This window comes from Rhizobium sp. AC44/96 (genome assembly GCF_001692185.1).
Classification (GTDB): Bacteria; Pseudomonadota; Alphaproteobacteria; order Rhizobiales; family Rhizobiaceae; genus Rhizobium.
The window spans coordinates 187864-214392 of record NZ_LXKO01000039.1; the positions used below are offsets into that span (position 1 = coordinate 187864).

The following is a 26529-nucleotide window of genomic DNA, read 5'->3' on the forward strand; positions in this document are numbered from 1 at the left end:
AATATTTTGCTGATGGATATGTCAAAAAAAGCGCCGTGAGGCGCGTTGAGGCAGGCGGCGCGCAGCCGGGTGCCTGATGGCCGCGCGCTCTGCCGATCGACCGACGGAAAGGAAGATAACCGACGGGATGGTATCTGCGTGGCGTACATCCGGCCTCCGCAAATGGGGTCCGACGACAACCTGCCCGTTGTCGTCGGCGTTTGATGGCATCGACCAATGGCCCTGCCGTCAAAAACAAAAGGCGACCCGAAGGCCGCCAATTGAAATCATAAAACCATTATATCACATCCGGGCGGGGCGACCCCCACCCCCTATGCGACGCTTCGAATGGCCCTGCGGTTATCGTTTGCCGCCTTGTGGAAAGCGATAGGCAGATCGGCCGACTTTCTGCCAAGCGTTGTGACGTGCGGGTTCTCCATAGGCGTGTTGTCGTTTTCCGCCCGTCGCTCTTTTGCTTTCATGTCGCGCAAGTCAGCGAAGCACTCGTGCGCAATCAGAAGCGCGTCGATGACTTTCTGCCTTCCGAGCTTCGCCGAGTCTTCTTTGTTGCCGCCGTACTCGCGGCCAATCGAAGCCATCGTCTTGCCGAACACCAGGGCGTCAACCAAGGGCCGCCAAAGGTGCATGAGCCGATAGCGAACGAAGGCTGCAGCCGACTTTGCGTCGATGTGGCGCTCACTAATGCCGCGGCTCCCAGTGTTCGCTGTTTCGTACACGTCTGCGAAATCGGCAGCGGTGGAGCGAAGCTTTTCACCAATCCGGCCGGTTCGGAATTCTGCCTCTACCGGCATGCCTTCCGCGGCCCACTTACGCTCTTCGGGGGAGGCCAACAGCGGCCTGGCATCCTCGAGGAGCTCTCGACTTGCTTCCTTCGAACCTATGTTGCCGCGGACCGCAAGGCGATAGCGGTGCGGCATCTCCGTGGCCTGATCTTCGGCAGCCTTCCTGGCCAACGTGATGCGGGCGCTCTCCAGGGAGTCGCGTTCACCAGTATCGAAGAGGTGGGAATCCAACCAAGCGATGCCCGATGACAACCGAAGTTTCATCGGCTTTTTCGGGAGCGGCTTTTCGAAATCCCACCTCCCGCTCGCATCGCGGCCGTATGTCTCACCAGTGCGGTAGGGGTGCCGTTCCATTGTGCGGTAACCAGCGCCACGCTCGGTGTTGCCGAGCCAATGTGCCCGGTCTGCAATCGGTACGTCCTTGAAGTCGACGGCGTTATCGTTGGCCGGGATGTGCTTAAGGGGTGGTTTCGCAAGGGTGATTTTCTTCGACAGGGGTGCAGCCTTTCGAAAGAGGAAGTCTTGCCGCCTCGGGACGCCGAGCGGCCGGCTAAAGCCATGCCGATGCGGCTGGCCTATGTATTTAGGCTGTTGCGCGGGAAATCCCAAGTGAGCGACTTCCCAAATAGTCTAAAGTTGAAAAGCGCGAAAACCGTCAAGGGCAGGGTAGCGATTTATTTTCACGGAATGGTGGAGTTTTTGATGTAGCCCGCTTGCGCGATGCGACCGCGACAACCATCTTAGGTGCAACAAGCGAACAGCCGGGTGAAGATGGCCACCGCCCTTGCTGTAATGCTGAATGGGAAACAGCCGTCACACTGGTCTATTGTGCGCTCGCCGGCTCATCAAGGTCCACAGCACACAACGATTGGAAAGGGAGCGTCATGCACGCGAAGTTTCTTATCGAGGCCAACCAGTCGGAAGGAATGTTCCGGATGGGGTTTGATCTCAAGATCAGTATGGCCTCGGTCCTGGCTTTCTTGCGATTCTGGTGAGAAAGGCCCTCTCGCGAAAGCGGGAGGGTTTTTTGTTTGCCTGTGGATAACTTCGCCTCATTTTAGCTTTCGGGCAGCTGATTTTTCATCAGTTGGCCAACAAAAGAAAACAATGCTTTAGATGCGCTTGCCCGCAGATGCTTACCGTTTTCGCGTTTAAACGGTTGACAGTGCAAGGGAACAGAGTTATCCCCACCGTTAATTTTCCGTTAATGTATAGCTTGTGCATGGTTGCGACTCATGCGAAAAAAGGCCCGTCGAAATGATTCGACGAGCCTTTGTTTGTTTGTGCCGCGGATGCCTAGCTTGCCGCGAAGCAAGCAGTGCGTCCACAGCGGTAGTCTCAGCAACTCCGTAGATAGCGCCCAAAGGTTAATTTGGCAAGCTAGGAGAAAGAGCCATTAAGAAATGGCAAATGGAAGCAAGACTACTCCTCGCGGCCGCGACTCCAGTTCCGGCCAGTTCATCCCTGTTAGCGAAGCTGTTCGGCGCCCGAGCACTACCACGGTAGAGCGCGTGCCAAAGCCTGGCTACGGCGACACCAAGAAGTAGGCGAACATTCGGCGGCGGGATCGCTCCCGCCGCTATTGTTTTCAATGGAGAAGCCATGACAGACAGAAAACTTCCCACGCCACCCTCGACGACGTCTAAGGGTAGCCCACTGCCGGGCAGGACAGGCGTCGGAAACGCCGAAGCCACCAAGTCGTTCACCACGAACAATGTCCCCAACAAGATTGGTAAGCCCAAGCCTGGCGGCGGCTGATGGCTGACGTGTGGAGTTGGCCAAACGCGGATCTCGGTTGGCTATCTGATCTCATCACAGTCGTTGGATTACCAATCGCCATCATCGGTCTATTTGCTGTTCGCCGACAGATGAAGAACGACCGGCTAGCCGTGTCGGCTGGCGCGCTCGGTGAGCTCCGGGCGAGCATGATGCAGCGTGTTGACCGTCTGCACCACGCCAACAAAACCGAAGATGTGGTTCTCTGGTCTGACGAAGTTCAGGAACTGATGAACGATATCGAGATGGCCTGCGCGATCTACCTAGACGGCCAGATGTCAGGGCGAACCGGAAGGTTGGCAAAGAACATGATCTGCGACTTCTTGGACATGTTCAACCACGATGAAGATCTCCGCGAGGAAATGGTGAAGGCAATTCATGCGCCCGATACCTTCGCTAACATTCGAGATTTTAGGGCAAGGGTAATTCGACATGATTAGATCAAGCCAATTGGCACATAAGCGTGTCGCCGAGCTGCAACCCGGTGAGCTTCTCCGGATCAGCTTTGGTACCACAGCGGGCATTGCTGTCTTTATGAAGCATCTGAACAGTGGTGGCGGATTGGTCGGTGTGATCAAATCGGCAGATTTCAATCGGCCAATGACCTGGTACGCCCTCGATGACGGCGAGCGAGTTATGTCATACGGACCAGACTGGTTCCTTGAGGAAGTGCATGGCGACGCGACTGCTGCCGGTCGCCGTCACGTCGCTGATAGTGCACGCCTTCATGTCCAAGGACATGAATTGGTAATGACCTTCATTCCGCCGGAACATCAAGTAGGTCAGCCAGTCATATCCTTTGGTTTGAGCACGCTAGACAAGACGGAGCTCAGCCGTCACGCAGCACCTGTTGTTAAATGGCAGATATGGGAAAGCGAGGGTCACCGGGATCGAGGCGGCGCCCCTCTGGTGGATATGACGCAGCCCGCATGATGTTAGCTCACACGGCCCATTAAGCGACGTCGAGTTCTTCATCTTCATCCTCGTAGGCCGTGCCAATCTTCGCGCACCATCCACCTATCGGAGTGGTATCGACGACTTCCTTGAAGCGCTTAGTTAGACGCGGCCCGCTCGTATTTGGCACCCAAGGCCGCGAGCACGAAACGAAGCTATTGCCGTTGATCATCAGGTCGACCTTGCATCCGACCAGGTCTTGAGCGTCATTCGTCTCGACCAAGTCCACCGCCTCCAAGACCTTTCGAAGATCTTCCTGGCCACGTTCCTGTTCTCCTTGGTCGGGACTTTCGTACATGAGGAACTGCTCGATTTCTTTGCCGTCATGCGTTCGGTAGTAGATCTTCAACGACTTCCCGCCATCGTCTTCGTAGGTATAGTCTTCCACCCGCTCAATTACGCCTAAGGCAGGCTGATCGGGATACACTGTGAAGTCGGGCGCTTCCTTTTCGTCTTCGGTCTGGTTGTCGTTGGTGGGCTCTGGTGTTGGTGCCGGCGCGTTTGCCTGTTTCCCGGCCTTCTCCTTGGCCTTGTATCCTGCCGGCGGATCGCACTCGAACTCTTCGCGCTCCAGCCACTTTGCCAAGGTAAACCGGGGAGCGTCAGCTTTGCCTTGCGCAGCCCATGCGGAAAGCCAAAGGCCGGCCGCATCGACGATCCGTGTATGCAGGTCTCCATCCGGTGACAATTTCGCATAGGCGGCTTTCGCTTCAGCTTTCGCCTTGCGATATCCGTACGCTTTCCATAGCTCTTCGAATCCACCTTTCGCCGTTCCCGCCGTGTCGGCCGATAGGCCAGACAAAGGCGGCGCCACCGGCGCGGCGAAATCAATATCTCTTTCAGGTAACTCGGCCTGTAGGCCGGTTACTGTAAGAGATGTTTTGGTATCGTGGGCAATACCTCTAAAACTTCCAGAGGTATCGTCAGCAATACCGCATGAGGTATCGTGGACGATACCGCTAGTAGCGGTATCGCGTGCAATACCACTAGAGACGAAACCAAAATTGAGGGCGTATTCGGTGGGCCTGGTACCGGCGCCTTCGCGGACAACAGAGAACGCACCGTGCTCTACAAGACGTCGGGCGGACGCAATGATATTGGGGCGGGTGGCGCCAGTCTTCTCTTCAAGATAGCGGAGGCTAGCTCGCGAGTTCCCGTAGCGCCCGAAGTAGCGCTCGATGATAACTGCTGCGACCTTGTGATCGAGCCGTGTTGCCCAATCCGTGTGGATGATGGCGAGCAATAAGTGATGCTGGCTGAGCAGGCCGTCAGTTCTGTCGCTCATCACGCAGCCGCCTTAAATGCTTCAACAGCAAGTTCGGTCAGGCGGGCAGACAGGGCTTCGGAAAAGGTGGCAACGCGGCGAGATCCTGCGGCCTGCGGGGCGAAGATGAAGTGCCGACCGTCGCTTTTCTTCATCAGGCGGAGGCCGTAAATGCGAACGTGCTCGTTGAGCTCGAAATCGACAGAAGCAATGCATTCGGTGCTGCGAGGATTGCGCACCTTGTGGCAGTATAGAACCTTCAACGGTTTTCTCCCATGTTTGCGCGCACAAAGGCGCGGCCCGCCGACGGCTGCCAGCAGGCTGTTAAGTGCTAACGGAGTAGGGGACGTCACCTAACGTGACGCGGGACGCGATATAATTAAATCAATCGCTTACGATAGAATGCGGAACTGCTCGCGCGTTTCATGCGCCATGGCCGCGTGGCAGTATTGAATGACCGATGACCAGGACGACAGAACCTGCTTGCCACGCAGCTCGCCTTTCAGCGTCCTGTGAGCGACCGTCGAGACCAGTTTCAGGTCGAGCGCTACGGCTTCGCCGATCCCCTTTATCTCCTGCAGGAGCGTAATCGGCGCGCCAAATACGCCGGCCAGGGAACCGAAGCGATCCAGGAGCGCCTTCGCGATCGGTTTCGTATCCCGACGGGGTATCAGGCGAAAGAGCAGCAGTTCCAGGAGTTCATAGTCGGCGAGAGCCGTATCGCCATGTTCGCGAAAGCGGCTCCGCAGCCGCTCGCGATGTCCATGGTAATGTTCTACCGCACTCGCGGGCGCCGCTTGGTGGGATGATGCTGGTGCCCTGGCTGGATGCTGCTCGGCGAAGAACAGGCGTTCGTCCGGGGCCTCGCTGATCGCGAAGGCCTTTTCGTCATCACTTTGTGAAACGGGATCCTTCGCCATCAACCACTCATCGGCTCAAGGGAGGCAACCCAGGGCGATCAAGGCCGCCGGGCGACAGGGTGAAGATCTCGCAGCCCGTGGCCGTGACACCGACCGCATGCTCGTACTGAGCCGACAGCGAGCGGTCTCTTGTTACCGCGGTCCAGCCGTCGGCCAGGACCTTCACGTGCGGGCGTCCGAGATTGATCATCGGCTCGATCGTGAAAATCATGCCCTCGCGCAGTTCCGGGCCTTCGTTGGCGCGACCGTAGTGCAGAATGTTCGGAGAGTCGTGGAAGAGCGCACCGAGGCCATGGCCGCAGAAATCGCGCACCACAGAGCAACGCTCCGCTTCCGCATAGGTCTGGATTGCTTCGCCAATGGCGCCGGTGCGCGCGCCGGGACGGACGGCGGCAATCCCGCGTAGCAGCGATTCGTACGTCACTTCCAGCAGTCGCTCGGCAGCGCGCTTGATCGTGCCGACTGGATACATGCGGCTGGAGTCGCCGTGCCAGCCATCGACCACATAAGTCACGTCGATGTTGACGATATCACCCTCGCGCAGCGGCTTGTTATCTGGGATGCCGTGACAGACGACGTGATTGATCGACGTGCAGGTGGACTTGGTATAGCCGCGGTAATTCAACGTCGCGGGATAGGCGCCGTTGTCCATGCCGAACTCGAAGACGAACCGGTCGATCGCGTCGGTCGGCAGGCCGGGCTTCACGATCGCTGCCAATTCATCAAGGCAGCGCGCAGTCACCTGACATGCCTTTCGCATCCCCTCGAATGCCTCGGGGCCGTATAGCCTGATGGCGCCCGTGTTTTTCGTGGGCGCGGAGGAGGCTTCGATATAGTTCACCATTGCAGGGCCTTAGCAGAAATTGTCTCAGTCGTTCATAATGCAGCTATGCCGGGTTCGTCCATCGCCATCAATGGAGGGACCATGATTTCTGGCCTGATCGGCGCCCCTTGGATCAGGAGCGCGACGAAAACAGGGAGGCGAGGGTTGATGACGGCTTGCTCTGCATGCTGGTGACGACCACCAGCTGGCGGATATCCCCACGCTTGAAGGCAGCGAGGAAGCGCCTGTAATCCTTGAAGGAAACGCAACCGTTGGAATCGCCGCGGGCGCCGAGCATGTAGGTGTGCGCAAGCAGACCGACACGATTGTAGACATTGCCTGCGCCGCCGACCGGGTTGAGGCGGATCGCCTCGACACCGTGGAACAGGCTTTCGCGCATGGTGAGCTGATAGGTATGCGGCGGCGTCGGCCCACGGTTCTTTTCATGCACGAAGCGGGGGTTGTCGCGCATCTTGCCGAGACCGGAGTGCGCTTCAAGGCGCTCGCCGCTCGGAAGGTAGACCGTGTTGGCAGAGATGTCATAGACGGCTACGCCATTACGGGCGACAGCATTGGACCGCTTCGGCACCATCGGTATCTGGCCTTCGTCGTCGCCGACATCCGGCCGCGCATAGGCGAGGACGGGTTCGGCTGGGCGCGAGGCGTGGTCCGCAGCAGGCGCGCGCTTTAGCCCATCCGGGCGGGCCATCGGCAGCGGTATCGATGCATCACGATCACTGAGGACCAGATCGAATGGCTGCGTAGCATTGTCCTGTGCGGCGTCCTTCATCTCGGTGTCGGGCGCGACGCTCGCGACCTCGATGTCGGCAGTCTTGGTGGGGCCGCTGTTCGGTGCGGTCGTCGCGCGCGGTGCGCTGGCAAGCGCAAGAAGTGCCGGGCCTTCAATCGCCGCGACCTCTTCCTTTGACGGAATGACGATGCGATCGTTCGATGCCACCACGTTGGTCGCGGTTCGTACGACCGGCAAACTGTCGTCCTTGGTCTTTTGCTGAGCAGGTGCTGCGGACGCGACAACTGTTGCTGCGTGCGGCGGCGCGGCTTCCGCGACGGCGACGGGAGCGGAAGTACCAATGAACGCCGTCATCAGCGCCGACGGGGCCAGAACGCGACCGTTCTTGGACGGGCTGGGCGCCTTCTCGGCAGTCAGCATGCCCAGGCGCGAAAATTTCGTAACGTGGACAAGGCGCTGTTTCGCCGGCGCAACGGCGGCGACCTTCGGTGCGAGCGTTATGTCTGTGAGTGATCTGACCGGTGTCGACGGCGCAGCCACATGCATCGCTGCGATCGTTGTCACGATCCAGGCAGAAGCTGCAAAGCTAGCACCAACAAGAGTTGCACCCGAGAGAAAGTTGAATGAGCGGCGTAAACGAGAAATGGACTTACCTATGGGCCTGGTATTGGCAAACACATCGACCGCAAACGCCATGACACTCGTCTTTCACAACTCGTTACTAGGCCGGCGGTACTGACAGGTGAATACTTCTTCGCCGGGGCCGGTAATGGAGCAACGGGGCCAAAATGCGGCCCGGCATCATTTCCGGCTGATTTCTAGGATGACGAATTATGGTAACCAATTTCTTTACGTGAGCGATTTATCTGCTCGATAAGAAGGCACGCAGATACGATTTTTGGGGTCGTGTCCCGGAGCTTCAGCCTCCCGATTCATGCCAAATCGCCTCTATCCTTTTGTGTTAAATTGAATATTAGTGAAATGTGTTATTGGCACCAAAGTCTGCTATAAAAGCGCAACGACAACCCGCCTTTGGGAGAAGCCGATGTCTTCGACGGATGGTGTGGCCGGCAGCGATATCTCGCCGGCATTATTGGTTGATGCCATGTTCGCGACGCGCAAGACGTCGGCGATCAAGGCGGCGATCGAGATCGATCTCGTCACAATTCTGGGCGACGGCGGAACCGCCAGACAGGTGGCTGAGAAGGCGCGGTGTGCCGAGCGCGGCGTGCGGATCCTCTGCGATTTCCTCGTCGTATCGGGATTTTTGACGAAGAGCGGCGAGACCTATGCGCCGACCCCATCGAGCAAGGTCTTCCTCAACAGGCATTCGCCAGCCTATATGGGCGCCGCGATCGATTTTCTGGCCGCTCCGCAGATGCTGTCGCTTCTGCTCGACGACCCCGCAGCCTATGTTCGCAACGGCGGCGCCGTTGGCTTGGCGAACGTATCGGCCGACAATCCCGTGTGGGTGAAGTTTGCCCGCGCCATGGGGTCCTTTACCGGCACGAGTGCGATGGCCCTGGCGTCGGACGTGGCGACGTGGCCGAAGCCGCCGGCCAAGGTGTTGGACATCGCAGCCGGTCCCGGTGCGTTCGGCATAGAGATCGCCAAGGTGGCGCCATCGGCGAAGGTGGTTGCCATTGATTGGAAGCCGGTCCTAGCAGTGACCGAGGAGAATGCGACGAAGGCGGGCGTCGCCGGACGCTTCAGCTTCCAGCCCGGCAGCGCTTTCGATCTCGATTGGGGACGTGACTACGATCTCATCCTCCTTCCCAATTTCCTGCACCACTTCGATTTCGATGCGTGCGTCACGCTTTTGAAGAAGGCGCGGGCAAGCCTGGCGCCCGCGGGCCGGGTCGCAATTGTCGAGTTCGTTCCGAACGACGATCGCGTCTCACCAGAGTTTCCGGCTGCGTTTGCGCTGGTGATGCTGGCCTCGACACCGAAGGGCGACGCCTACACGGAGCGGGAATTTGGTGAGATGGCGAAGGCAGCCGGCTTCGGCGGTGTGACAATGAAACCGCTGCCGCCGACGCCAGCGAGCCTGATCTTCCTGCAGTGAGAGGGCGTTACCGAACCCCGTGAGCTCACGCTCGTTCGGTCACGTAGCTTCCCGGTGCTTCTTCAATTGCATTGAGCGCAGCCCCTCCGGGCTTTCGTGCCGGGACGCGTTTGTCGTCCTTTGCCTCGATCCAGGCCTGCCAGTGCGGCCACCAGGAGCCGGGGGCCTCTTCCGCTGTATCGAGCCAGGTTTCGTATTCGTGTTTAGCGGGGCCACCGGTCCAGTATTGATACTTCTTCTTGTCCGGCGGGTTGACGACGCCGGCGATATGCCCGGATCCAGCGAGAACGAAATCGACCTTGCCGCCGAAAAACTGGCTGCCGAGGAAAACCGACTTGGCGGGCGCGATGTGATCCTCCCGCGTGGCAAGATTGTAGATTGGAATCTTCACGTCCTTCAGCGACAGTTTCTGGCCGCCGAGAACCATTTCGTCTTTTGTCAGCGCGTTTTTGAGGTAGCAGTTGCGCAGATAGAAGGCGTGGTTTGCCGCTGCCATGCGCGTGGAGTCGGCATTCCAGAACAACAGATCGAAGGGCATCGGTTCCTGACCCTTCAGGTAATTGTTGACGAAGTAGGGCCAGATCAGTTCGGAGGCGCGCAGCATGTTGAAAGCCGTCGCCATCTTCGATCCGTCGAGATAGCCCACCTTATCCATCTGCGCCTCGAGCGACGCAAGCTGCTCCTCGTCTACGAAGACCTTGAGGTCGCCGGCGTGGGTGAAGTCCACCTGTGTCGTGAAGAGCGTGGCCGTCTTGATGCGCTTGTTCTTTTCTTTGGCATGCAGCGCAAGCGTAGCCGCAAGCAGCGTTCCGCCAACGCAATAGCCAATGGCATTCACATCCTTTTCGCCCGTCGCCTTCTCAACCGTCCCCAGCGCGAAGTCGATGCCTTCGCGGGCATAGGCGGTCCAATCCTTTTCAGCGTGGCGTGTATCGGGATTGACCCAGGAAATGACGAAGACCGTGTGTCCTTGGTCCACGCACCATTTCACGAAGGATTTCTGCGGGTTGAGGTCGAGGATGTAGAACTTGTTGATCCACGGTGGGCAGATGAGGAGAGGACGCTTCAGCACCGTCTCGGTCGTCGCCTCGTACTGGATGACCTGGCAGATCTCGTTTTGCGCGATCACTTTGCCCGGCGTCAGCGCCATGTCCCGTCCGACCGCAAACTTGCTCATGTCGGTCTGGCGCAGTTTCAGATCGCCGTGCCCGGCAACGATGTCTTCCGTCAGCATCTTCATGCCGCGAACAAGGTTGTCGCCGCTGGTTGCAATCGTCTCGCGATAGAGCTGCGGATTGGTGGCGACGAAGTTCGTCGGCGAAAGTGCCGCCGTGATCTGCTTTACATAAAAGCCGGCCTTGTGGCGCGTATGCTCGTCGAGCCCCTCGGTCTCGCTCACGAGCTTTTCAGCCCAGTCGGCGGTGATGAAATAGACCTGCTTCAGGAATTCGAAGAAGGGATTCTTCTGCCAATCCTCGTCCGCGAACCGCTTGTCCTTGCGCTCCGGCTCCGAAACCGGCGATTCGCCCTGCATGCGCTGCATCGACCGCATCCAGACGCCGAAGTAACTGCTCATGAGTTGGGTTTGCGCCTCAAACGCCCGACGTGGGTCCGAGATCCAGTATTCGGTGACCTTGGAAAGCGTCTTGACCATATCAGCCATCGGCTCTGCAACGTTCTGGCTGATTTCGCCCCGCTCGCGAGGCGCAAGCCAGGCGGAGGCCGCTTTGCCGAGATTTTCCAGGGCGCGCGCCAGGTTCATCGCCATCGCCTCCGGATCCTTCATGAGGTAAGGATCGAGGTCTTTCGCATCAAAGCTCGGGGCTTTCGCCTTCTCGTCGCTCTCGTGCTTGCTGTCGGTCACGCATATCCTCCGGCGGCAGCATGTCTCTGCATATCGAGTTGTACATCTGGAAAGATCAAGAAAACAAGTTCCGCTGAGATGCGCTCATGCTATTGCTTTGTGGGTGCGACGAATCTAACAGTCGAAGCAGCTTAGGATCTGGAACCTCTGGCATGACCAAGAACGGCATTCGCATTATCGCAAACGTTACCCGCATCGCGCTGATTGGCGCCGCCGCGGCGATGACGCTTGCGGGATGCATGCGAACGCCTGAGGAGAAGGCGGCGTTCGCAGCCAAGCAGGCAGCGCCGACGGCGGTCGTCATGAATCCGACAAAGGGTGCGGCGCCGACTGAAAGCGGCCTGGCGCACACGCCCGATGGTTATCCATCCTTCGGTGCACCGCTGACGGCGGCGAACGTTCAGATGAGCGACGAGGAAGCCGCGGGCCTTCAGCACAAGCTGTCGGCACTGGCGTCCCAGCGTAAGGCTGGAACGATCTCCGAGGCAGAGTATCAGCGTCGCGTGGCCGAATATCGCAAGCTCGCAGCCGAACACGGCGCCGACACGCTTTCCGAAATCAACAATTAAGGCCTTGCCTTCGCGGTGATTTGGAAGCAAAGCCTTCCGCGAGTAGCGGAAGATGAAATTTTCCTGATAATGCGCAGTCTGCGCGGAATTCCGTCAAAGAATCGCCGCGCGCTCAAGGTCTGATCAATACGGCGCTCGCGATTGTGAAGTTCGTATCGCAAGCGACCGGAGTTAGGACGAACTTCGATTGGCGGTCATGGTGGCCGCATTTCCGTGGGGAAAGAAATGGAAGAGTTTCACAAAGTCCGGCGTTTGCCGCCTTATGTTTTCGAACAGGTCAACCGTTTGAAAGCAAGCGCGCGAGCGGGCGGGGCCGATATCATTGATCTCGGCATGGGAAACCCTGACCTGCCGACACCCAAGGCAATCGTCGACAAGCTGTGCGAAGTGGTCCAGGACCCGCGCACTCACCGCTACTCCTCGTCCAAGGGCATTCCCGGCCTGCGCCGCGCCCAGGCCGCTTACTATGCGCGCCGCTTCGGCGTGAAGCTCAATCCGGATACGCAGGTGGTCGCCACCCTCGGCTCCAAGGAAGGCTTCGCCAACATGGCGCAGGCGATCACGGCACCGGGCGATGTCATTCTCTGCCCGAACCCGACCTATCCGATCCATGCCTTCGGCTTCCTGATGGCTGGCGGCGTGATCCGCTCCATGTCGGTCGAGCCGGACGAGAGCTTCTTCCCGCCGCTGGAACGCGCCGTGAAGCATTCGATCCCGAAGCCGCTTGCGCTGATCCTCAACTACCCCTCGAACCCGACGGCATTCGTCGCGACGCTCGATTTCTACAAGGACGTCATCGCCTTTGCGAAGAAGCACGACATCATCGTGCTCTCCGACCTTGCCTACTCGGAAATCTACTTCGACGACAACAATCCGCCGCCGTCGGTCCTCGAAGTGCCGGGCGCCATCGATGTTTGCGTCGAATTCACCTCGATGTCGAAGACCTTCTCCATGCCCGGCTGGCGCATGGGTTTTGCCGTCGGCAACGAACGCCTGATTGCGGCGCTGACGCGCGTCAAGTCTTACCTCGATTACGGCGCCTTCACGCCGATCCAGGTTGCAGCCACCCACGCGCTGAACGGCGATGGCTCCGACATTGCCGAAGTACGCAATGTCTACAAGCGCCGCCGCGACGTGATGGTGGACAGCTTCGGCAAGGCAGGCTTCGAAGTGCCGCCACCGGCCGCGACGATGTTCGCCTGGGCGAAGATCCCGGAAAAGTTCCGCCATCTCGGGTCGCTGGAGTTCTCCAAGCTTCTGGTCGAGAAGGCTGACGTGGCTGTCGCGCCTGGTATCGGCTTCGGCGAGCAGGGCGACGATTACGTTCGTCTGGCGCTCGTCGAAAACGAGCACCGCATCCGCCAGGCGGCCCGTAACATCAAGAAGTTCATGTCCACTGCGGACCAGACGATGCACAATGTCGTCTCGCTGAACGCTCACCGCTGATATAGTAATCCCTCACGGCAGCCGCTTCTGGCGGCTGCCCTTCATGACACATTTCAGGATCGATCCATGGCAGATGCCCTCAAAATCGGCATTGCGGGCTTGGGTACCGTTGGTGCTTCGCTTGTCCGTATCATTCAGCAGCGCAGCAACGAGCTTGCCGCTACGTGCGGCCGGCCGATCCTGATTACGGGCGTCTCAGCCCGTGACAAGACCAAGGACCGCGGCATCAATGTCGGCGGTATCGAGTGGTTCGATCGTCCGGAAGATCTGGCGGCCAAGGGTGATATAGACGTGTTCGTCGAACTCATCGGCGGCGCTGAAGGTTCGGCCCGGGTGGCCGTTCAGACGGCACTTGAACGAGGTCTCCATGTGGTGACCGCCAACAAGGCTTTGCTTGCCTATCACGGCGTGGGCCTGGCGACCATCGCGGAAGAAAAGGGCGTGCTCCTCAACTTCGAAGCGGCCGTTGCCGGAGGTATTCCGGTCATCAAGGCGCTGCGGGAGTCGTTGACGGGCAATACCATTTCGCGCGTCTACGGCATCATGAACGGCACCTGCAACTACATCCTCACCAAGATGGAGAAGGAAGGTCTTTCGTTTGCGGATTGCCTGAAGGAAGCGCAGCGCCTCGGCTATGCCGAAGCCGATCCGGCTTTCGACATCGAAGGCAACGACACGGCCCACAAGCTGTCGATCCTGACGACGCTCGCCTTCGGCAACCAGATTGCCGCCGATGACATCTACCTCGAGGGGATCACCAATATCTCCATTGAGGACATTCATGCAGCCGCTGATCTCGGTTATCGCATCAAGCTGCTGGGCGTGGCCCAGCGGACCGATACCGGCATCGAGCAGCGCGTGCATCCGACCATGGTGCCGGTCGATTCCGTCATCGCGCAGGTCGATGGCGTTACCAACGCCGTGGCGATCGAATCCGACGTCCTCGGCGAATTGCTGATGGTCGGTCCCGGTGCCGGCGGCAACGCCACGGCGTCGTCGGTCCTCGGCGATATTGCCGACATCGCCAAGAGCCGTCCGGGCGCGCAGCAGGTTCCGGTCCTCGGTCATCCGGCCAAGGCGCTCGAGCCCTATCGCAAGGCGCAGATACAGAGCCATGAAGGCGGCTACTTCATCCGCCTGACCGTGCTCGACCGCACCGGCGTCTTCGCCAGTGTTGCTACGCACATGGCTGAAAACCACATCTCGCTCGAATCGATCGTGCAGCGCTCGAAGCAGCATCTCGCCCCCTCGCACCACCAGACCATCATCATGGTCACCCATGCGACGACCGAGGACTCGGTCCGCAAGGCGGTCAACGCGATCAAGGAAGAGGGCTTCCACGTCGGTGAACCGCAGGTCATCCGCATCGAGCGGCCGAAAGAGAACTAGGTCGCTGACATAGAATTGCCGCCAAAGGCAACGATGAACACCGCAACGACGAAGACGCCGGCACGTAACTGTTGCCGGCGTCTTCGTTCCAATGTTCTGTGGGCAGACGTATATTCAGGTCGACACGCCTGTAATTAGCCAGACAATGCGCACAGAGGCGAATAGATCGCCACAAGCGGGTTGTTTATCGGCAGACATGATCAAACACAGAAACGATATCGACGGATTGCGGGCCTTTGCCGTCGGCTTCGTGGTTCTCTATCACTGCGGTTTCTCGAAGTATGTCCCCGGCGGATTTGTCGGTGTCGACATGTTTTTTGTGATTTCCGGCTTTCTGATCACCGGAATAGTCTACTCCGCCATTGAACGGGGTGAGTTCAGCATCGTTGAATTCTATAATCGCCGCGTACGACGCATATTTCCAGCCCTTGTCCCCGTCTATCTCGCAGTAATGGCGTGGGCGTTCATCACCAAGATGCCCTCGGGTGCCCACGAAGTGGCGAGCAATGTCATTTCGTCACTCCTTTTCGTCTCAAACTGGTTCTTCTATACCAAGGCGGGCTATTTCGACGATGCGGCAGCATCGAATTACGTCCTTCATACTTGGTCGCTCTCCGTGGAAGAGCAATTCTACATCTTTCTGCCACTTGCCTTGCTCATGCTTTCGCGTGTCAGACGCATGCCTACCGTTGCCTTGCTGGCGGCCATATCTGTTGCCAGCCTCGCTGCTGCGCAATGGATGGTCTCGGTAGACCAGTCTGCGGCTTTCTATCTCCTGCAATACCGTGCTTGGGAGTTGCTCGCGGGCGCGCTTCTGGCGATCGGGCGGTTCTCGCAGCCATCAGATGCGAGGATTGGCAACGCTTTGGCGTTGTTTGCGACGGCGCTGATTGCTGCAAGCGCTTTCGGACTTTCCGAGGCCATTCCGTTTCCCGGATTGGCGGCGTTGCCGGTGTGCATCGGGACGCTTCTGCTTATCTACACCGGGGCAGGTGGTGGAACGGTCGTGTCACGCATGCTGGGCGCTCCAGCCATCAGATTCGTCGGCCTGGTCTCCTATTCCTTCTACCTCTGGCATTGGCCGGTTTGGCTCGCCGGGTCGGAGCTGTTTGATCCGAACGGCGTCCTTGAAAAGCTCATGCTGATAGCGATCAGCTTCGTGCTGGCGGTGTTGTCGTGGCGATACGTCGAATCGCCCTTTAGGAGAACGCCTTACGGGATAAGCAGTCTTCGTGCTGTAAGCTACGGCGTGATCTGCCTGTCTGCGATGTCCGTCGCCGCAGTGTCCTTACCGCTTCTTTCGCAGGCGGTCTGGCAGGTCCCGCCGAGTGTCGAGACGCTGGATGGCTTTCGGTATTCCGGCAACGCCACCGATTATCGAAGCGGCACATGTTTCCTGTCGTCCGCGAGCGAGAAGCCCGAGAAGTTCCAATCCGACAAATGTCTCGCCATCTCGGATGTGAAGCCGGACTACCTGCTAATCGGTGACAGTCATGCCGCCCATCTCTACGCGGGACTGGTTGCCACAAGAAGCATCAATGTCTTGCAGGCCTCCGCCTCGGGCTGCAAACCCATGATCGGTTCGACGGGCGCGGAGCGCTGCACGAAGTTGATGTCGTTCGTGATGAACGATTTTCTGCCGAAGCACCGCGTGGATACCATCATGCTCTCGGCACGGTGGAAGCAGTCAGACCTTCCGAGCTTGCTGCAGACAGTTGAATGGTTGAAGCAGTACTCTGATCGCATTCTCGTCTTTGGTCCGATTGTGGAGTATGAGGAGCCGCTACCCAAGGTCCTGGCGAAATCATTGTATTACGGCGATCCTGATCTCGTTGCGGAGTATCGTGTAGATGACCAACAAGATACGGATCGCATCATGAGCGCGGAGTTGGGAAGGGCTGGGGTTGAATACATCTCTGTCTACAAGGCGCTTTGTCCCGACAAGAACTGTACCGTCTGGGACGCCGCCCACCTGCCGATCCAATTTGACTACGGACACCTGACGGGCGCCGGCTCACGCTTGCTGATCAACAGGGTCGAAACGGCTCTGCTCGAGCCGCGCAAAACCATGCGGGGAACGCGTGACGGAAATCGATAAACTATCTAGCTGGGCGTTGAATCCCTTCGCCCCCACGCCCACCAATCCAGTTTGAGATAAATGACTTTAGAACCTGCCGATCCTGTACAGCGAGCGTTTCTGGGTGTGGAGAAATCGGTTCTCGACAACCGCTGGATAGCGCGGCTGGATCAGGCTGGCCAAAACCGCGCGCTTGCGATGTCGCAGATGCATGGTCTCCCGGATCTGATTGCGCGCGTTCTTGCTGGACGTGGCGTCAGCGTTGAAGAGGCTGTCGAGTTTCTGGATCCGACGCTGCGTGGCCTGATGCCCGATCCCTACACGCTGACGGATTGCGAGACTGCTGCCAAACGTCTGGTCGAGGCGATCCGTGGCCGGCAGCAGGTTGCGATTTTCGGCGATTACGATGTTGATGGTGCATCGTCCTCTGCCTTGATGTACCGGTTCCTGACGCATTTCGGCGTGAAGGCCGAGATCTATATTCCCGACCGCATCTTTGAAGGCTATGGACCCAACCCCGCCGCGATCGATCAACTGATCGACAACGGCGCCCGCCTCATCGTCACCGTCGACTGCGGCTCGACAAGCCACGATGCGCTGGCCGCGGCGGCCAAGCGGCATGTCGACGTCGTGGTCGTTGATCACCACCAGGTGACACACGAGCTGCCGCCCTGCCATGCCCTGGTCAATCCGAACCGGGAGGACGACCTTTCAGGGCAGGGGCACCTCTGCGCAGCCGGCGTCGTGTTCCTGGTACTCGTTGCCACTTTGCGCTTATTGCGCGAGGCCGGCGATCAGCGCGCGCGTTCCATCGATCTGTTGCAGTGGCTCGATATCGTGGCGCTCGCCACCGTGTGTGACGTTGTTCCCTTGAAGGGGCTGAATCGCGCCTATGTCGTCAAGGGTCTGATCGCCGCGCGCCATCAAGGCAATGCCGGGCTATCCGCGCTGTTTCGCAAGGCCGGGCTCGCCGGACCGGTGACACCATACCATTTCGGATTTCTGATCGGCCCTCGCATCAATGCGGGCGGGCGGATCGGCGATGCCGCCCTTGGTAGCCGGCTGCTTACACTGGACGATGCGGGCGAGGCGGAGGTGATTGCCCAGAAGCTCGATGAGCTCAACCGCGACCGGCAGGTCATGGAGACGGCAATGCTGCAGGAAGCCGAAGCCGAGGCGCTGGCGGAGTATGGTGACGGCGAGGGCGCTTCCGTGATCGTGACGGCGCGCGAGAAGTGGCATCCGGGCATTGTCGGTCTGATCGCCGCGCGGCTCAAGGAGCGGTTCAAGCGACCGGCCTTCGCGATCGCCTTCGATCCATCGGGCAGGGGCACTGGTTCCGGCCGGTCGATCAACGGCTTCGACATGGGCAAGATGGTGCGCGCGGCCGTTGACGAAGGCTTGCTCGTCAAGGGAGGCGGCCACGCCATGGCGGCCGGCCTGACGGTCGAGCGTGACAAGCTGGGTCGGCTGCGAAGCTTCTTCTCCGAGCGCGCCGAAAAGACCGTGGCGGCGCTGGTCGCCAACGAAACACTGAAGATCGACGGTGCCATCGGCGCAAGCGGTGCAACGATCGACCTGATCGATCGTCTTGAAACTGCAGGTCCGTATGGTTCCGGCCATGCGCAGCCGGTTTTCGCCATTCCAGCCCACCGGCTTCGCGATGCGCGCCTCGTGGGAGAAAAGCACGTCAAGGTGACCTTGGAGGCGATGGACGGCGCCCGCCTCGACGGCATCGCCTTCCGCGCGGCTGACACCCAGCTCGGCAACCTGCTCCTGAATTCGAGAGGCGGAAGCCTCCACGTCGCGGGCTCGCTTGGCGCCGATCACTATCAAGGCTCGCGCCGTATCCAGCTGCGCGTCTTCGACGCCGCCTTGGCGCGATAACGTGCTGCCCCACCCGTCCCACGGCGCGGTGGGATCCGCGCGAGATACTAACCCATCGCATTGCCCATCAAGTGCACGGACGCCGAGAGACTACCGATTGTCCAAAGACTGGCGGCCGGTAGACGCTGCGACTCTGTCGCAGGCGATCATCTTAACCCGCTGAGTTTTCGGCCTGCCACACTGCACGCAGATGCGTATTCCGGTACCAAGTTCGGCGCGAAAAATGTGGAGACCGGACTTGGTCGCCGTCTCGCCAAGGCTTTCCTTCATCAATATCGACTTCCCGCCTTAAGTCATGGAGGCTTCTCGCAGATTAAATCGCAGGGTAGCCACCGAGGAGGGCGTGGCAAGATCAATTTTTGATTTAATTGACAAATGTCAAAAAGCAATCTCAGATTGATTTGAAGTGGAGCATTGGAACCTCGTCGACCGCCGCATCTGGACTTGGAATTAGATCATGACCACCTTCGCCAGGCTAGGCTAGCTTGGCTGCCTTGTGGTAGGCACTATCCCTCAGCCTAGTGTTGGAGCCATTGCATGAAAGGCCTTCGCATCTATGCCAGCCCGGATGGCGAGTCACATTTCGATGAAATCGAACTGCCGACGACGAAGAGGGCGGTACACTCCGAAGCCGCCCCGTTCGACGTCACCGGCAGCTATACGGCCTCCCACGTACGGATCACCCATATCCCGGCCGGGATGCGTGAGGTTGCGTGGCATAGGGTGCCGGAGCCCGTGCTGACGGTGAGACTTGATGGCTCGGTAGAGTACGAGACGAGCGACGGTGAGGTGCGGTACGTTCCGGCGGGCAGTTTCGTGCTAGTTGAGGATACCCACGGCAAAGGCCATTTGTCGCGCCATTCCCCGGAAGCGCAGACGGTCATCTGGATTTCGCTCCCCAACGGTCTTGAACTGCCGCCAGAATAGCTGGTCAACTCGGCGGACAGCGGCGTAACAGGAACGACCTTGCTGCCGGAAAGTCGTCAACTACGACCGGCCGCTTTATGACTGTTGGATAAACGTCGGATAGGGCAGGGCTTGTCCTGCAGACGAAACTTTCGCTTAGCCGCGAGCGATTTGCGTAAACATGTCGCATGGTAGCAATAAGCTATATCAGCAGACAGATTTCCCGACATCCGTATAGGGGAAAGCGGCAAAAAATCAGCGAACCCGGAAAGTCGAATTTCTGTCCTTGCACAGATAAATATTTGATTCTAAAGAGAAAACGATGGCACGCCCTAGGGGAGTCGAACCCCTCTTCCCAGAATGAAAATCTGGTGTCCTAACCGATAGACGAAGGGCGCTTCCTTCGTGGTGGCGCCCTTATAGTCAGGCACTTTGAGTCACGCAAGCGGCAAAAGAGGAAAAAATGGCGATAGGGCGTATTTTTCTTTGCCTGTGGATTAATGCCGGCATCCGCAGTCGCCGAAAAATCGAAGGTGAAGGCTTATGTCATTGATTGTGAATGATATTTAATGACAAGAAAATAGAGGCTTGCCGCACACGAGCGGTGCGGCAAGCCGATTAAGTCGTCGGCAGTTCAGGCGCGAACCTCGAAAACCATGTTGAACGGCGTCTCGGTCGCGCGGTGGAAGTGTTTGAAGCCGGCGTCGAGGGCCACCTTGCGCAACTTCATTTCTCCCGCCTGCGCGCCGAGTGCCAATCCGACGTCCTGAGACATCGAGGCCGGCGTGCAGATCATCGTCGACGCCCCGTAGTAGACGCGGCCGACCGGGTTGAGATTGTCCTTGAGGCGATCATGCGCAAAGGGTTCGACAATCATCCAGGTACCATCAGGAGAGAGCGATTCCTTGACATGCTTGCCGGCGCCGACAGGGTCGCCCATGTCGTGCAGGCAGTCGAACATGGCAATCAGGTCGTAGCGCTGAGCGGGGAAGCTTGCCGCGGATGCCTGTTCGAAGGTGACGCGATCGTCAACACCGGCCTCCTTGGCGGCGGCCCTTGCCCGTTCGATGGACGGCATATGATAGTCGAAGCCATAGAACTTGGAGGCGGGATAGGCCTGGGCCATGAGAATGGTCGATGCCCCATGGCCGCAGCCGATGTCGGCCACCTTGGCGCCTGCCTTGAGCCGTGCTTCCACGCCCTCGAGTGAGGGTATCCAGTCGGCGACCAGATTGTTGTTGTAGCCGGTGCGAAAGAAGCGTTCGGTTCCGCGGAACAGGCAGTTGCTGTGTTCGTGCCAGCCGACGCCTTTGCCGGTTCGAAATGCTTCCGCGATCCGCGGTTCGTCCGTCCACATCGCCTGCACGACCTGGAAGGCGCCGGCGAAGAAGGCGGGGCTGTCTTCTTCCGCAAAGACCATCGCCTGTTCGGGCGTAAGGCAGAAGCGGTCAGTCTTCTCGTCATAGGTCAGATAATCGGCGGCCGCGAGAGCGGAGAGCCATTCGCGAAGGTAGCGCTCCTTGATCGTGGTCTTCTTGGAAAGCTCCGTCGATGTCACGGGTTCACCATCGGCCATCGCCTTGAATAGACCCACTTCATCGCCGAGCACCACCAAAGCACCGGATACGGCAGCACCGACGTCGCCGATCAATCGGCCAACGAGGGATTCCACTTTTTGCATGTCGGGTTGGCGCATGTCATCCTCCATCAGAAATGCAGGGAAGAACCAGCGCGGTCATTCTACCACCCGCTGCCATGCTCGCGCAAACGGAACGGATGGCGCCGCATTGCCCACGCCGGCGCCCCGCTCGGTGCCCGACAATTTATCGTAGCGGTTGCGAAAATGCCGCGTTGACAAGAAAAATACCGGGAATGATAGTCGATTTGCCTATCCGAGGCGTTGGAGGAATGACCATGATCAAGCATTTGACAATTCTTGCTTCCGTTTCCCTGCTGGGCGCTCTTGCGTTCGCAACGCCATCCTCGGCGCTGAGCATGAAAGAGTGCAGCGCAAAGTATAAAGCGGCGCAGGCCGATGGCTCCGCCAAGGACACAAAGTGGAACGACTTCCGCAAGGCACAATGTGGCCCGGATGCGACCGCCGAGCCTGATGTCTCCATGGCCACCGGCGAAGAGCCCGCAAAGCCGACGATGAAAGCTCCGACAGGCGTGAAGTTCCCGACCGCGGTCGATTCAAAATATTCCAGCGAGACACCCGGCAAGGCGCGCATGCACACCTGTGTCGATTCCTATCACGCCAACAAGGACGCCAACACGCTCAACGGCCTGAAGTGGATCCAGAAGGGTGGCGGCTTCTACAGTCTCTGCAATGCGAAGCTGAAGGGCTAGTACCAGATTTCGAAAGAAGAGCCTGTCGATCCGCGAGGGCTTAGATGTTGTTAGCGAGGCTGGAACATTGTGATGATGTTCCGGCCTCGTTTGTCATTGAGATGCCGCAGCATGTGCATGGCAATAAAAAACCGCCGGGCTCGCCCGGCGGTTTTCGCTATCGCTCTTGTCGCGCGCCCTAGTGCAGGATCTGGCTGAGGAAGAGCTTGGTGCGCTCGTGCTGCGGATTGTCGAAGAACTCGGCCGGCGAGTTCTGCTCGACGATCTGCCCCTGGTCCATGAAGATGACGCGGTTGGCGACCTGGCGCGCAAAGCCCATTTCATGGGTCACGCACAGCATCGTCATGCCTTCTTCGGCGAGACCGACCATCGTATCCAGAACTTCCTTGATCATTTCAGGATCGAGCGCCGATGTCGGCTCGTCGAACAGCATGATCTTCGGGTTCATGCAGAGCGAGCGAGCAATTGCCACGCGCTGCTGCTGGCCGCCCGACAGCTGGCCCGGATATTTGTTCGCCTGTTCCGGAATCTTGACGCGCTTGAGGAAGTGCATGGCGATCTCTTCCGCCTGCTTCTTCGGCATCTTGCGCACCCAGATCGGCGCCAGCGTGCAGTTCTCGAGAATGGTCAGGTGCGGAAAGAGGTTGAAGTGCTGGAACACCATGCCGACTTCGCGGCGCACTTCGTCGATCTTCTTGAGATCGTTGGTGAGCTCGACGCCATCGACGACGATCTGGCCCTTCTGGTGTTCCTCGAGACGATTGATGCAGCGGATCATCGTGGACTTGCCCGAACCAGATGGGCCGGCGATGACGATGCGTTCGCCGCGCATGACCTTGAGGTTGATATCGCGCAGCACGTGAAAATCACCGTACCACTTGTTCATGTTGACGATGTCGATTGCCACATCGGTCGTCGACACCGTCATCTTTTTCTGTTGGGCTTCAGCCATGTTTCTTTCCCTCATTCTTATCGTTTGTGGCCGGTATCAAGATAGCGCTCCATGAAACCTGAATAGCGCGACATGCCGAAGCAGAATAGCCAGAAAACGAAGCCTGCAAAGATCAGGCCGGTCCTGGCAGTTACGGCGGTTGCCCAGTTGGCATCGGTGAAATTAAGCTTCACGATGCCGAGCAGGTCGAACATCCCGATGATTGTCACCAGCGACGTGTCCTTGAACATGCCGATGAACGTGTTGACGATGCCGGGGATGACCAGCTTGATCGCCTGCGGCAGAATGATCAGCCGCGTCTTCTGCCAGTATCCGAGACCGAGCGAATCCGCGCCTTCGAACTGTCCCTTCGGGATGGCCTGCAGACCACCTCGGATTACCTCGGCCATGTAGGCGGACGCGAAAATGGCGACGCCGATCAGCGCTCGCAGCAGCTTGTCGATCGTCCAGCCGGTCGGCAGGAAGAGCGGCAGCATCACGCTCGCCATGAACAGGACGGTGATCAGCGGGATGCCGCGGATGACTTCGATGAAGACCACGCACACCATTCTGATAACAGGCATGTGCGACCGCCGACCGAGCGCCAGGATGATGCCGAAGGGCAGGGACACCGCGATGCCCACAAAGGAGAGCACCAGCGTCACCATCAGGCCGCCCCATAGGGACGTTTCCACCACCTCGAGGCCCAGGCCGCCATAGAGCAGCCAGAAGGACAGGATGGGGAGCGCAGCGAAGAGAAGGAGGGCGTTCAACCCCTTCCTGGGTATCTTCGGAATGAGCATGGGAACGAGCAGCAGCACGAAGAGAACGCCGACGATCGTCGGGCGCCAGCGCTGATCCAGCGGATACCGACCGAAGATGAACTGGTCGAACTTGGCGTTGACGAATGCCCAGCACGCGCCGCTCCAGCCGTCCGGCTGGATGCCGCCCTGCACGGTGGTCGCGCAGAATGTACGATCGGAGCCCTGCCAGACTGCCTGGATGAACAACCAGTTGATCATGTGCGGCAATGCCCAGGCGAGAACGGCAATGGCTGCGACGGTGAGGACGACGTCCTTTGGCGTTGCGAGCAGGTTCTTGCGAACCCAGGCCGCTGCGCCCCTTTCCCCGCGTGGTGCCGGTTCCGGCGCAAGGATCGCTTTTCTGACGTAAGAGGTGTTCGATACCGACATCTTATCTCTCCACCAATGCCATCTTGGCGTTGAACCAGTTCATGAAGATGGACGTCAGGATACTGAGCGTGAGGTAGACGATCGCCCATATCAGGACGACTTCGATGGCCTGACCTGTCTGGTTGAGGATGGTGCCGCCGACGGCGACGAGATCGGAGAAGCCGATGGCGATGGCCAGCGACGAGTTCTTCGTCAAGTTGAGATACTGGCTCGTCAGCGGTGGAATGATGATGCGCAGCGCCTGGGGCACGACGATCAGCCGGGTCGTGCTCGAAGGATGCAAGCCAAGTGCGCCAGCCGCTTCGGACTGCCCTTTCGCCACGCCGCGGATGCCCGCCCGCACGATCTCGGCAATGAAGGCTGCCGTATAGAACGACAAGGCGAGAAACAGCGACATGAACTCAGGGCCGACCACAGAGCCGCCGGTGAGGTTGAACTTGCCCGCAATCGGAACATCGAAGGACAGCGGCATGCCGCTGACAAGGAAAGCCAGGGCCGGCAGGCCGACAACAAGGGCGATGGACACCCAAATGGTGTGAAACTGCTTGCCCGTTGCTTCCTGTCGCTTGTGTGCCCACCGGGCGGTGACAACGCTGGCGACAATGCCAACGAGCAGCGCCGCGCCCACGAACCACATCCCTATATCGAAGAGCGGCTTCGGAAAGGCCAGGCCGCGGTTGTTCAGGAACATGTTGAGCGGCAGGTGCAACGATTCGCGCGGCTGCGGCAGCACCGCCAGAACGCCCTGGTACCAGAAGAAGATGACCAGCAGCGGCGGAATGTTGCGAAACACCTCAACATAGACCGTACACAGTTTGGCGATCAGCCAGTTGTGCGACAAGCGCCCGATGCCGACGACGAAGCCAATGATCGTGGCGGTGATGATGCCGGCAACCGCAACGAGGATCGTATTGAGCAGGCCGACGATGATCGCCCGACCATAGGTCGAGTCGCTGGAGTAGGAGATCAGCGATTGGCCGATTTCAAAACCGGCGCGTCCGCGCAGGAAGCCGAAGCCTGAAGCCGTGTTGCTTCGGGCGAGATTCTGCGCGGTGTTGTGAGCGATCCACCAAACGAAGCCGACGAGGACAACAATGGTAAGGACCTGAAAGAATATGCCCCGTAGCCTGGGGTCATATATGACCGACCGGAAACTCCAGCCGGTGCTAGGCAAAGGTGTCGTCTGCACAGCCTCTTGCGTCATGCCGAGCCAATTCCCCTATGAGCCCTTTTTTTGGGCTTTTCTTTGTGGTGGAAAGGCGACGCTAGCCGCCTTCCCACGCTTTCAGAACCGGTGGCGCGCTTAGCGAACCGGAGGAGCGTACTGGATGCCGCCCTTGTTCCACAGAGCGTTTAGGCCGCGCTGGATCTTGAGCGGGCTGCCCTGGCCAACGTTGCGCTCAAAGACTTCGCCGTAGTTTCCGACGCCCTTGATGATGTTGTAGGCCCAGTCGTTGGTGAGGCCGAGATCCGTGCCGATCTTCGTATCGGCTTCCGTGCCGAGGAAGCGCTTGATGTCAGGGTTCGGAGAGTTCTTCATCTCGTCGACGTTCGCCTGGGTGATACCGAATTCTTCGGCATTGATCAGCGCGTAGGCCGTCCAGGATACGATATCGAACCACTGGTCGTCGCCCTGGCGAACGGCCGGGCCGAGCGGCTCCTTGGAGATGATCTCGGGAAGAATCATGTGCTCATCAGGATTCTTCAGCGTCAGGCGCAGCGAATAAAGGCCCGACTGATCGGTCGTGTAGACGTCGCAACGGCCTGCGTCATAGGCGGCATTGACCTCAGGCAGGTTTTCGAAAACGACAGGATTGTACTGGAGGTTGTTCGCCTTGAAGTAGTCGGCGAGGTTGAGTTCGGTCGTGGTGCCCGACTGAACGCAGATCGCTGCACCCGACAGCTCCAGAGCGGACTTCACGTTCAGGCTCTTGCGAACCATGAAGCCCTGGCCGTCGTAATAGGTGACCGGGCGGAAATTGAAGCCGAGAGCGGTGTCGCGGTTGATCGTCCAGGTCGTGTTACGGGAGAGGACGTCGATTTCGCCGGACTGCAGCGCGGTGAAGCGCTCCTTGGCGTTGGTCGGCGTGTACTTGACCTTTGTAGGATCCCCGAAAACTGCAGAGGCGACGGCCTTGCAGAAGTCGACGTCAAAGCCGGCCCAATTGCCGGATGCGTCTGGTTGCGCGAAGCCGAGAAGGCCGGTGTTGACGCCGCACTGGACGAATCCCTTTGCCTTGACATCTTCGAGTGTGGTTGCCGAAGCTGCCGAAGCGCCAAGTGCGAAAACCGCTGCGCCAATCGCGGCCGACAGAAGCTTAATCTTCATTTTTCCCAACCTTTTCCGTTATCTTATCTTTTCTTGTGGGAGCGCCGGCTGAAGCGCGCAGACCCCCCAAGCGACCCGACACCCTCCCGGCGCGAGTGGGTCTATCACAGTCGCAAATGTCACTATGGTCAAGTGTCGCGCTGCAAGATTGCGTGATAATTCGGCAATTCGCTAATTGAGGTGCGTAAAATAAGCAAATGACTAGGAAATGAGCACGGGTTGACGAAAAAAACTGCTTGATTTTGCTGATATAT

General features: G+C 58.8%; 22 protein-coding genes, 1 tRNA gene and 1 pseudogene. 11 read left to right on the top strand and 13 right to left on the bottom strand.

Annotated features, from left to right (window positions below; genetic code table 11):
- Positions 1–311 precede the first annotated feature (311 nt).
- Positions 312–1046, bottom strand: coding sequence for a hypothetical protein (locus A6U87_RS26395; protein ID WP_065694282.1), 735 nt, complete (start codon positions 1044–1046; stop codon positions 312–314).
- Positions 1047–2384: 1338 nt separating this feature from the next.
- Here A6U87_RS26395 and A6U87_RS30005 point away from each other — a divergent pair.
- The 3 genes from A6U87_RS30005 to A6U87_RS26410 are packed head-to-tail and all read left to right on the top strand — an operon-like array spanning position 2385 to position 3491.
- Positions 2385–2540 (top strand): hypothetical protein, encoded by a 156-nt coding sequence (locus A6U87_RS30005; protein ID WP_158007303.1) that lies wholly within the window; start codon positions 2385–2387, stop codon positions 2538–2540.
- Positions 2540–2998, top strand: a complete 459-nt coding sequence (locus tag A6U87_RS26405) for a hypothetical protein (RefSeq protein ID WP_244499574.1) — start codon at positions 2540–2542, stop codon at positions 2996–2998. The genes A6U87_RS30005 and A6U87_RS26405 overlap by 1 nt, the downstream gene beginning before the upstream one ends.
- Positions 2991–3491 (top strand): hypothetical protein, encoded by a 501-nt coding sequence (locus A6U87_RS26410; RefSeq protein WP_065694284.1) that lies wholly within the window; start codon positions 2991–2993, stop codon positions 3489–3491. Before A6U87_RS26405 ends, A6U87_RS26410 begins: the two co-directional genes overlap by 8 nt.
- A 19-nt stretch (positions 3492–3510) precedes the next feature.
- Here A6U87_RS26410 and A6U87_RS26415 read toward each other — a convergent pair whose 3' ends face one another.
- The 5 genes and pseudogenes from A6U87_RS26415 to A6U87_RS26435 all read right to left on the bottom strand — a co-directional run bounded on the left by A6U87_RS26415 (position 3511) and on the right by A6U87_RS26435 (position 7966).
- Entirely contained in the window at positions 3511–4797 is a 1287-nt protein-coding gene (locus A6U87_RS26415; RefSeq protein WP_065694285.1) for a hypothetical protein, read from the bottom strand.
- Positions 4797–5039 carry a hypothetical protein gene (locus tag A6U87_RS26420; protein ID WP_065694286.1) on the bottom strand — a complete coding sequence of 81 codons (243 nt, stop codon included), beginning with the start codon at positions 5037–5039 and terminating at the stop codon, positions 4797–4799. The genes A6U87_RS26415 and A6U87_RS26420 overlap by 1 nt, the downstream gene beginning before the upstream one ends.
- A 135-nt stretch (positions 5040–5174) precedes the next feature.
- A pseudogene (locus A6U87_RS26425) lies at positions 5175–5696 on the bottom strand (UPF0758 domain-containing protein); the annotation flags it as partial.
- Between the two features lie 7 nt (positions 5697–5703).
- The gene (map, locus tag A6U87_RS26430) at positions 5704–6540 is read right to left on the bottom strand and encodes a type I methionyl aminopeptidase (RefSeq protein ID WP_065694287.1); all 837 of its coding nucleotides are present in this window, start codon (positions 6538–6540) and stop codon (positions 5704–5706) included.
- Between the two features lie 112 nt (positions 6541–6652).
- On the bottom strand, positions 6653–7966 hold the full coding sequence (locus tag A6U87_RS26435; protein ID WP_065694288.1) for a DUF2778 domain-containing protein: 1314 nt from the start codon (positions 7964–7966) through the stop codon (positions 6653–6655).
- Between the two features lie 349 nt (positions 7967–8315).
- On the opposite strand from A6U87_RS26435, the gene A6U87_RS26440 reads away from it, so the two are divergent.
- Entirely contained in the window at positions 8316–9335 is a 1020-nt protein-coding gene (locus A6U87_RS26440; RefSeq protein ID WP_065694289.1) for a methyltransferase, read from the top strand.
- Positions 9336–9360: 25 nt separating this feature from the next.
- Here the strand turns inward: A6U87_RS26440 and phaC are convergent, their stop codons facing one another.
- Complete coding sequence (gene phaC, locus A6U87_RS26445) at positions 9361–11199, bottom strand: class I poly(R)-hydroxyalkanoic acid synthase (RefSeq protein ID WP_065694290.1); 1839 nt, start codon at positions 11197–11199, stop codon at positions 9361–9363.
- A 152-nt stretch (positions 11200–11351) separates the two neighbouring features.
- On the opposite strand from phaC, the gene A6U87_RS26450 reads away from it, so the two are divergent.
- From A6U87_RS26450 to A6U87_RS26480, 6 genes are all read left to right on the top strand, one after another.
- On the top strand, positions 11352–11768 hold the full coding sequence (locus A6U87_RS26450) for a hypothetical protein (protein WP_065694291.1): 417 nt from the start codon (positions 11352–11354) through the stop codon (positions 11766–11768).
- Positions 11769–11993: 225 nt separating this feature from the next.
- Positions 11994–13214 carry an LL-diaminopimelate aminotransferase gene (locus A6U87_RS26455; protein WP_065694292.1) on the top strand — a complete coding sequence of 407 codons (1221 nt, stop codon included), beginning with the start codon at positions 11994–11996 and terminating at the stop codon, positions 13212–13214.
- A gap of 66 nt (positions 13215–13280) precedes the next feature.
- On the top strand, positions 13281–14603 hold the full coding sequence (locus A6U87_RS26460) for a homoserine dehydrogenase (protein WP_065694293.1): 1323 nt from the start codon (positions 13281–13283) through the stop codon (positions 14601–14603).
- A gap of 196 nt (positions 14604–14799) precedes the next feature.
- Positions 14800–16701, top strand: a complete 1902-nt coding sequence (locus A6U87_RS26465; protein WP_065694294.1) for an acyltransferase family protein — start codon at positions 14800–14802, stop codon at positions 16699–16701.
- A 60-nt stretch (positions 16702–16761) separates the two neighbouring features.
- Complete coding sequence (recJ, locus tag A6U87_RS26470; RefSeq protein WP_065694295.1) at positions 16762–18567, top strand: single-stranded-DNA-specific exonuclease RecJ; 1806 nt, start codon at positions 16762–16764, stop codon at positions 18565–18567.
- 537 nt (positions 18568–19104) lie between these two features.
- Positions 19105–19494: a hypothetical protein gene (locus tag A6U87_RS26480; RefSeq protein WP_065694297.1), complete on the top strand. Its 390-nt coding sequence runs from the start codon at positions 19105–19107 to the stop codon at positions 19492–19494.
- A gap of 302 nt (positions 19495–19796) precedes the next feature.
- Here the strand turns inward: A6U87_RS26480 and A6U87_RS26485 are convergent.
- Both A6U87_RS26485 and A6U87_RS26490 read right to left on the bottom strand, forming a co-directional pair.
- Positions 19797–19871, bottom strand: a tRNA-Glu gene (locus A6U87_RS26485).
- Between the two features lie 236 nt (positions 19872–20107).
- Positions 20108–21169 carry a class I SAM-dependent methyltransferase gene (locus tag A6U87_RS26490; protein WP_065694298.1) on the bottom strand — a complete coding sequence of 354 codons (1062 nt, stop codon included), beginning with the start codon at positions 21167–21169 and terminating at the stop codon, positions 20108–20110.
- A gap of 218 nt (positions 21170–21387) precedes the next feature.
- Here A6U87_RS26490 and A6U87_RS26495 point away from each other — a divergent pair, with 218 nt between their 5' ends.
- Positions 21388–21822, top strand: a complete 435-nt coding sequence (locus A6U87_RS26495) for a hypothetical protein (RefSeq protein ID WP_065694299.1) — start codon at positions 21388–21390, stop codon at positions 21820–21822.
- Between the two features lie 178 nt (positions 21823–22000).
- Here the strand turns inward: A6U87_RS26495 and A6U87_RS26500 are convergent, their stop codons facing one another.
- The 4 genes from A6U87_RS26500 to A6U87_RS26515 all read right to left on the bottom strand — a co-directional run bounded on the left by A6U87_RS26500 (position 22001) and on the right by A6U87_RS26515 (position 26275).
- Positions 22001–22774 carry an amino acid ABC transporter ATP-binding protein gene (locus A6U87_RS26500; RefSeq protein WP_065694300.1) on the bottom strand — a complete coding sequence of 258 codons (774 nt, stop codon included), beginning with the start codon at positions 22772–22774 and terminating at the stop codon, positions 22001–22003.
- A gap of 17 nt (positions 22775–22791) precedes the next feature.
- The gene (locus A6U87_RS26505; protein WP_065694301.1) at positions 22792–23946 is read right to left on the bottom strand and encodes an amino acid ABC transporter permease; all 1155 of its coding nucleotides are present in this window, start codon (positions 23944–23946) and stop codon (positions 22792–22794) included.
- 1 nt (position 23947) lies between these two features.
- Positions 23948–25150 (bottom strand): amino acid ABC transporter permease, encoded by a 1203-nt coding sequence (locus A6U87_RS26510; protein ID WP_065694302.1) that lies wholly within the window; start codon positions 25148–25150, stop codon positions 23948–23950.
- A 99-nt stretch (positions 25151–25249) separates the two neighbouring features.
- Positions 25250–26275, bottom strand: a complete 1026-nt coding sequence (locus tag A6U87_RS26515) for an amino acid ABC transporter substrate-binding protein (RefSeq protein ID WP_065694303.1) — start codon at positions 26273–26275, stop codon at positions 25250–25252.
- Positions 26276–26529 lie beyond the last annotated feature (254 nt).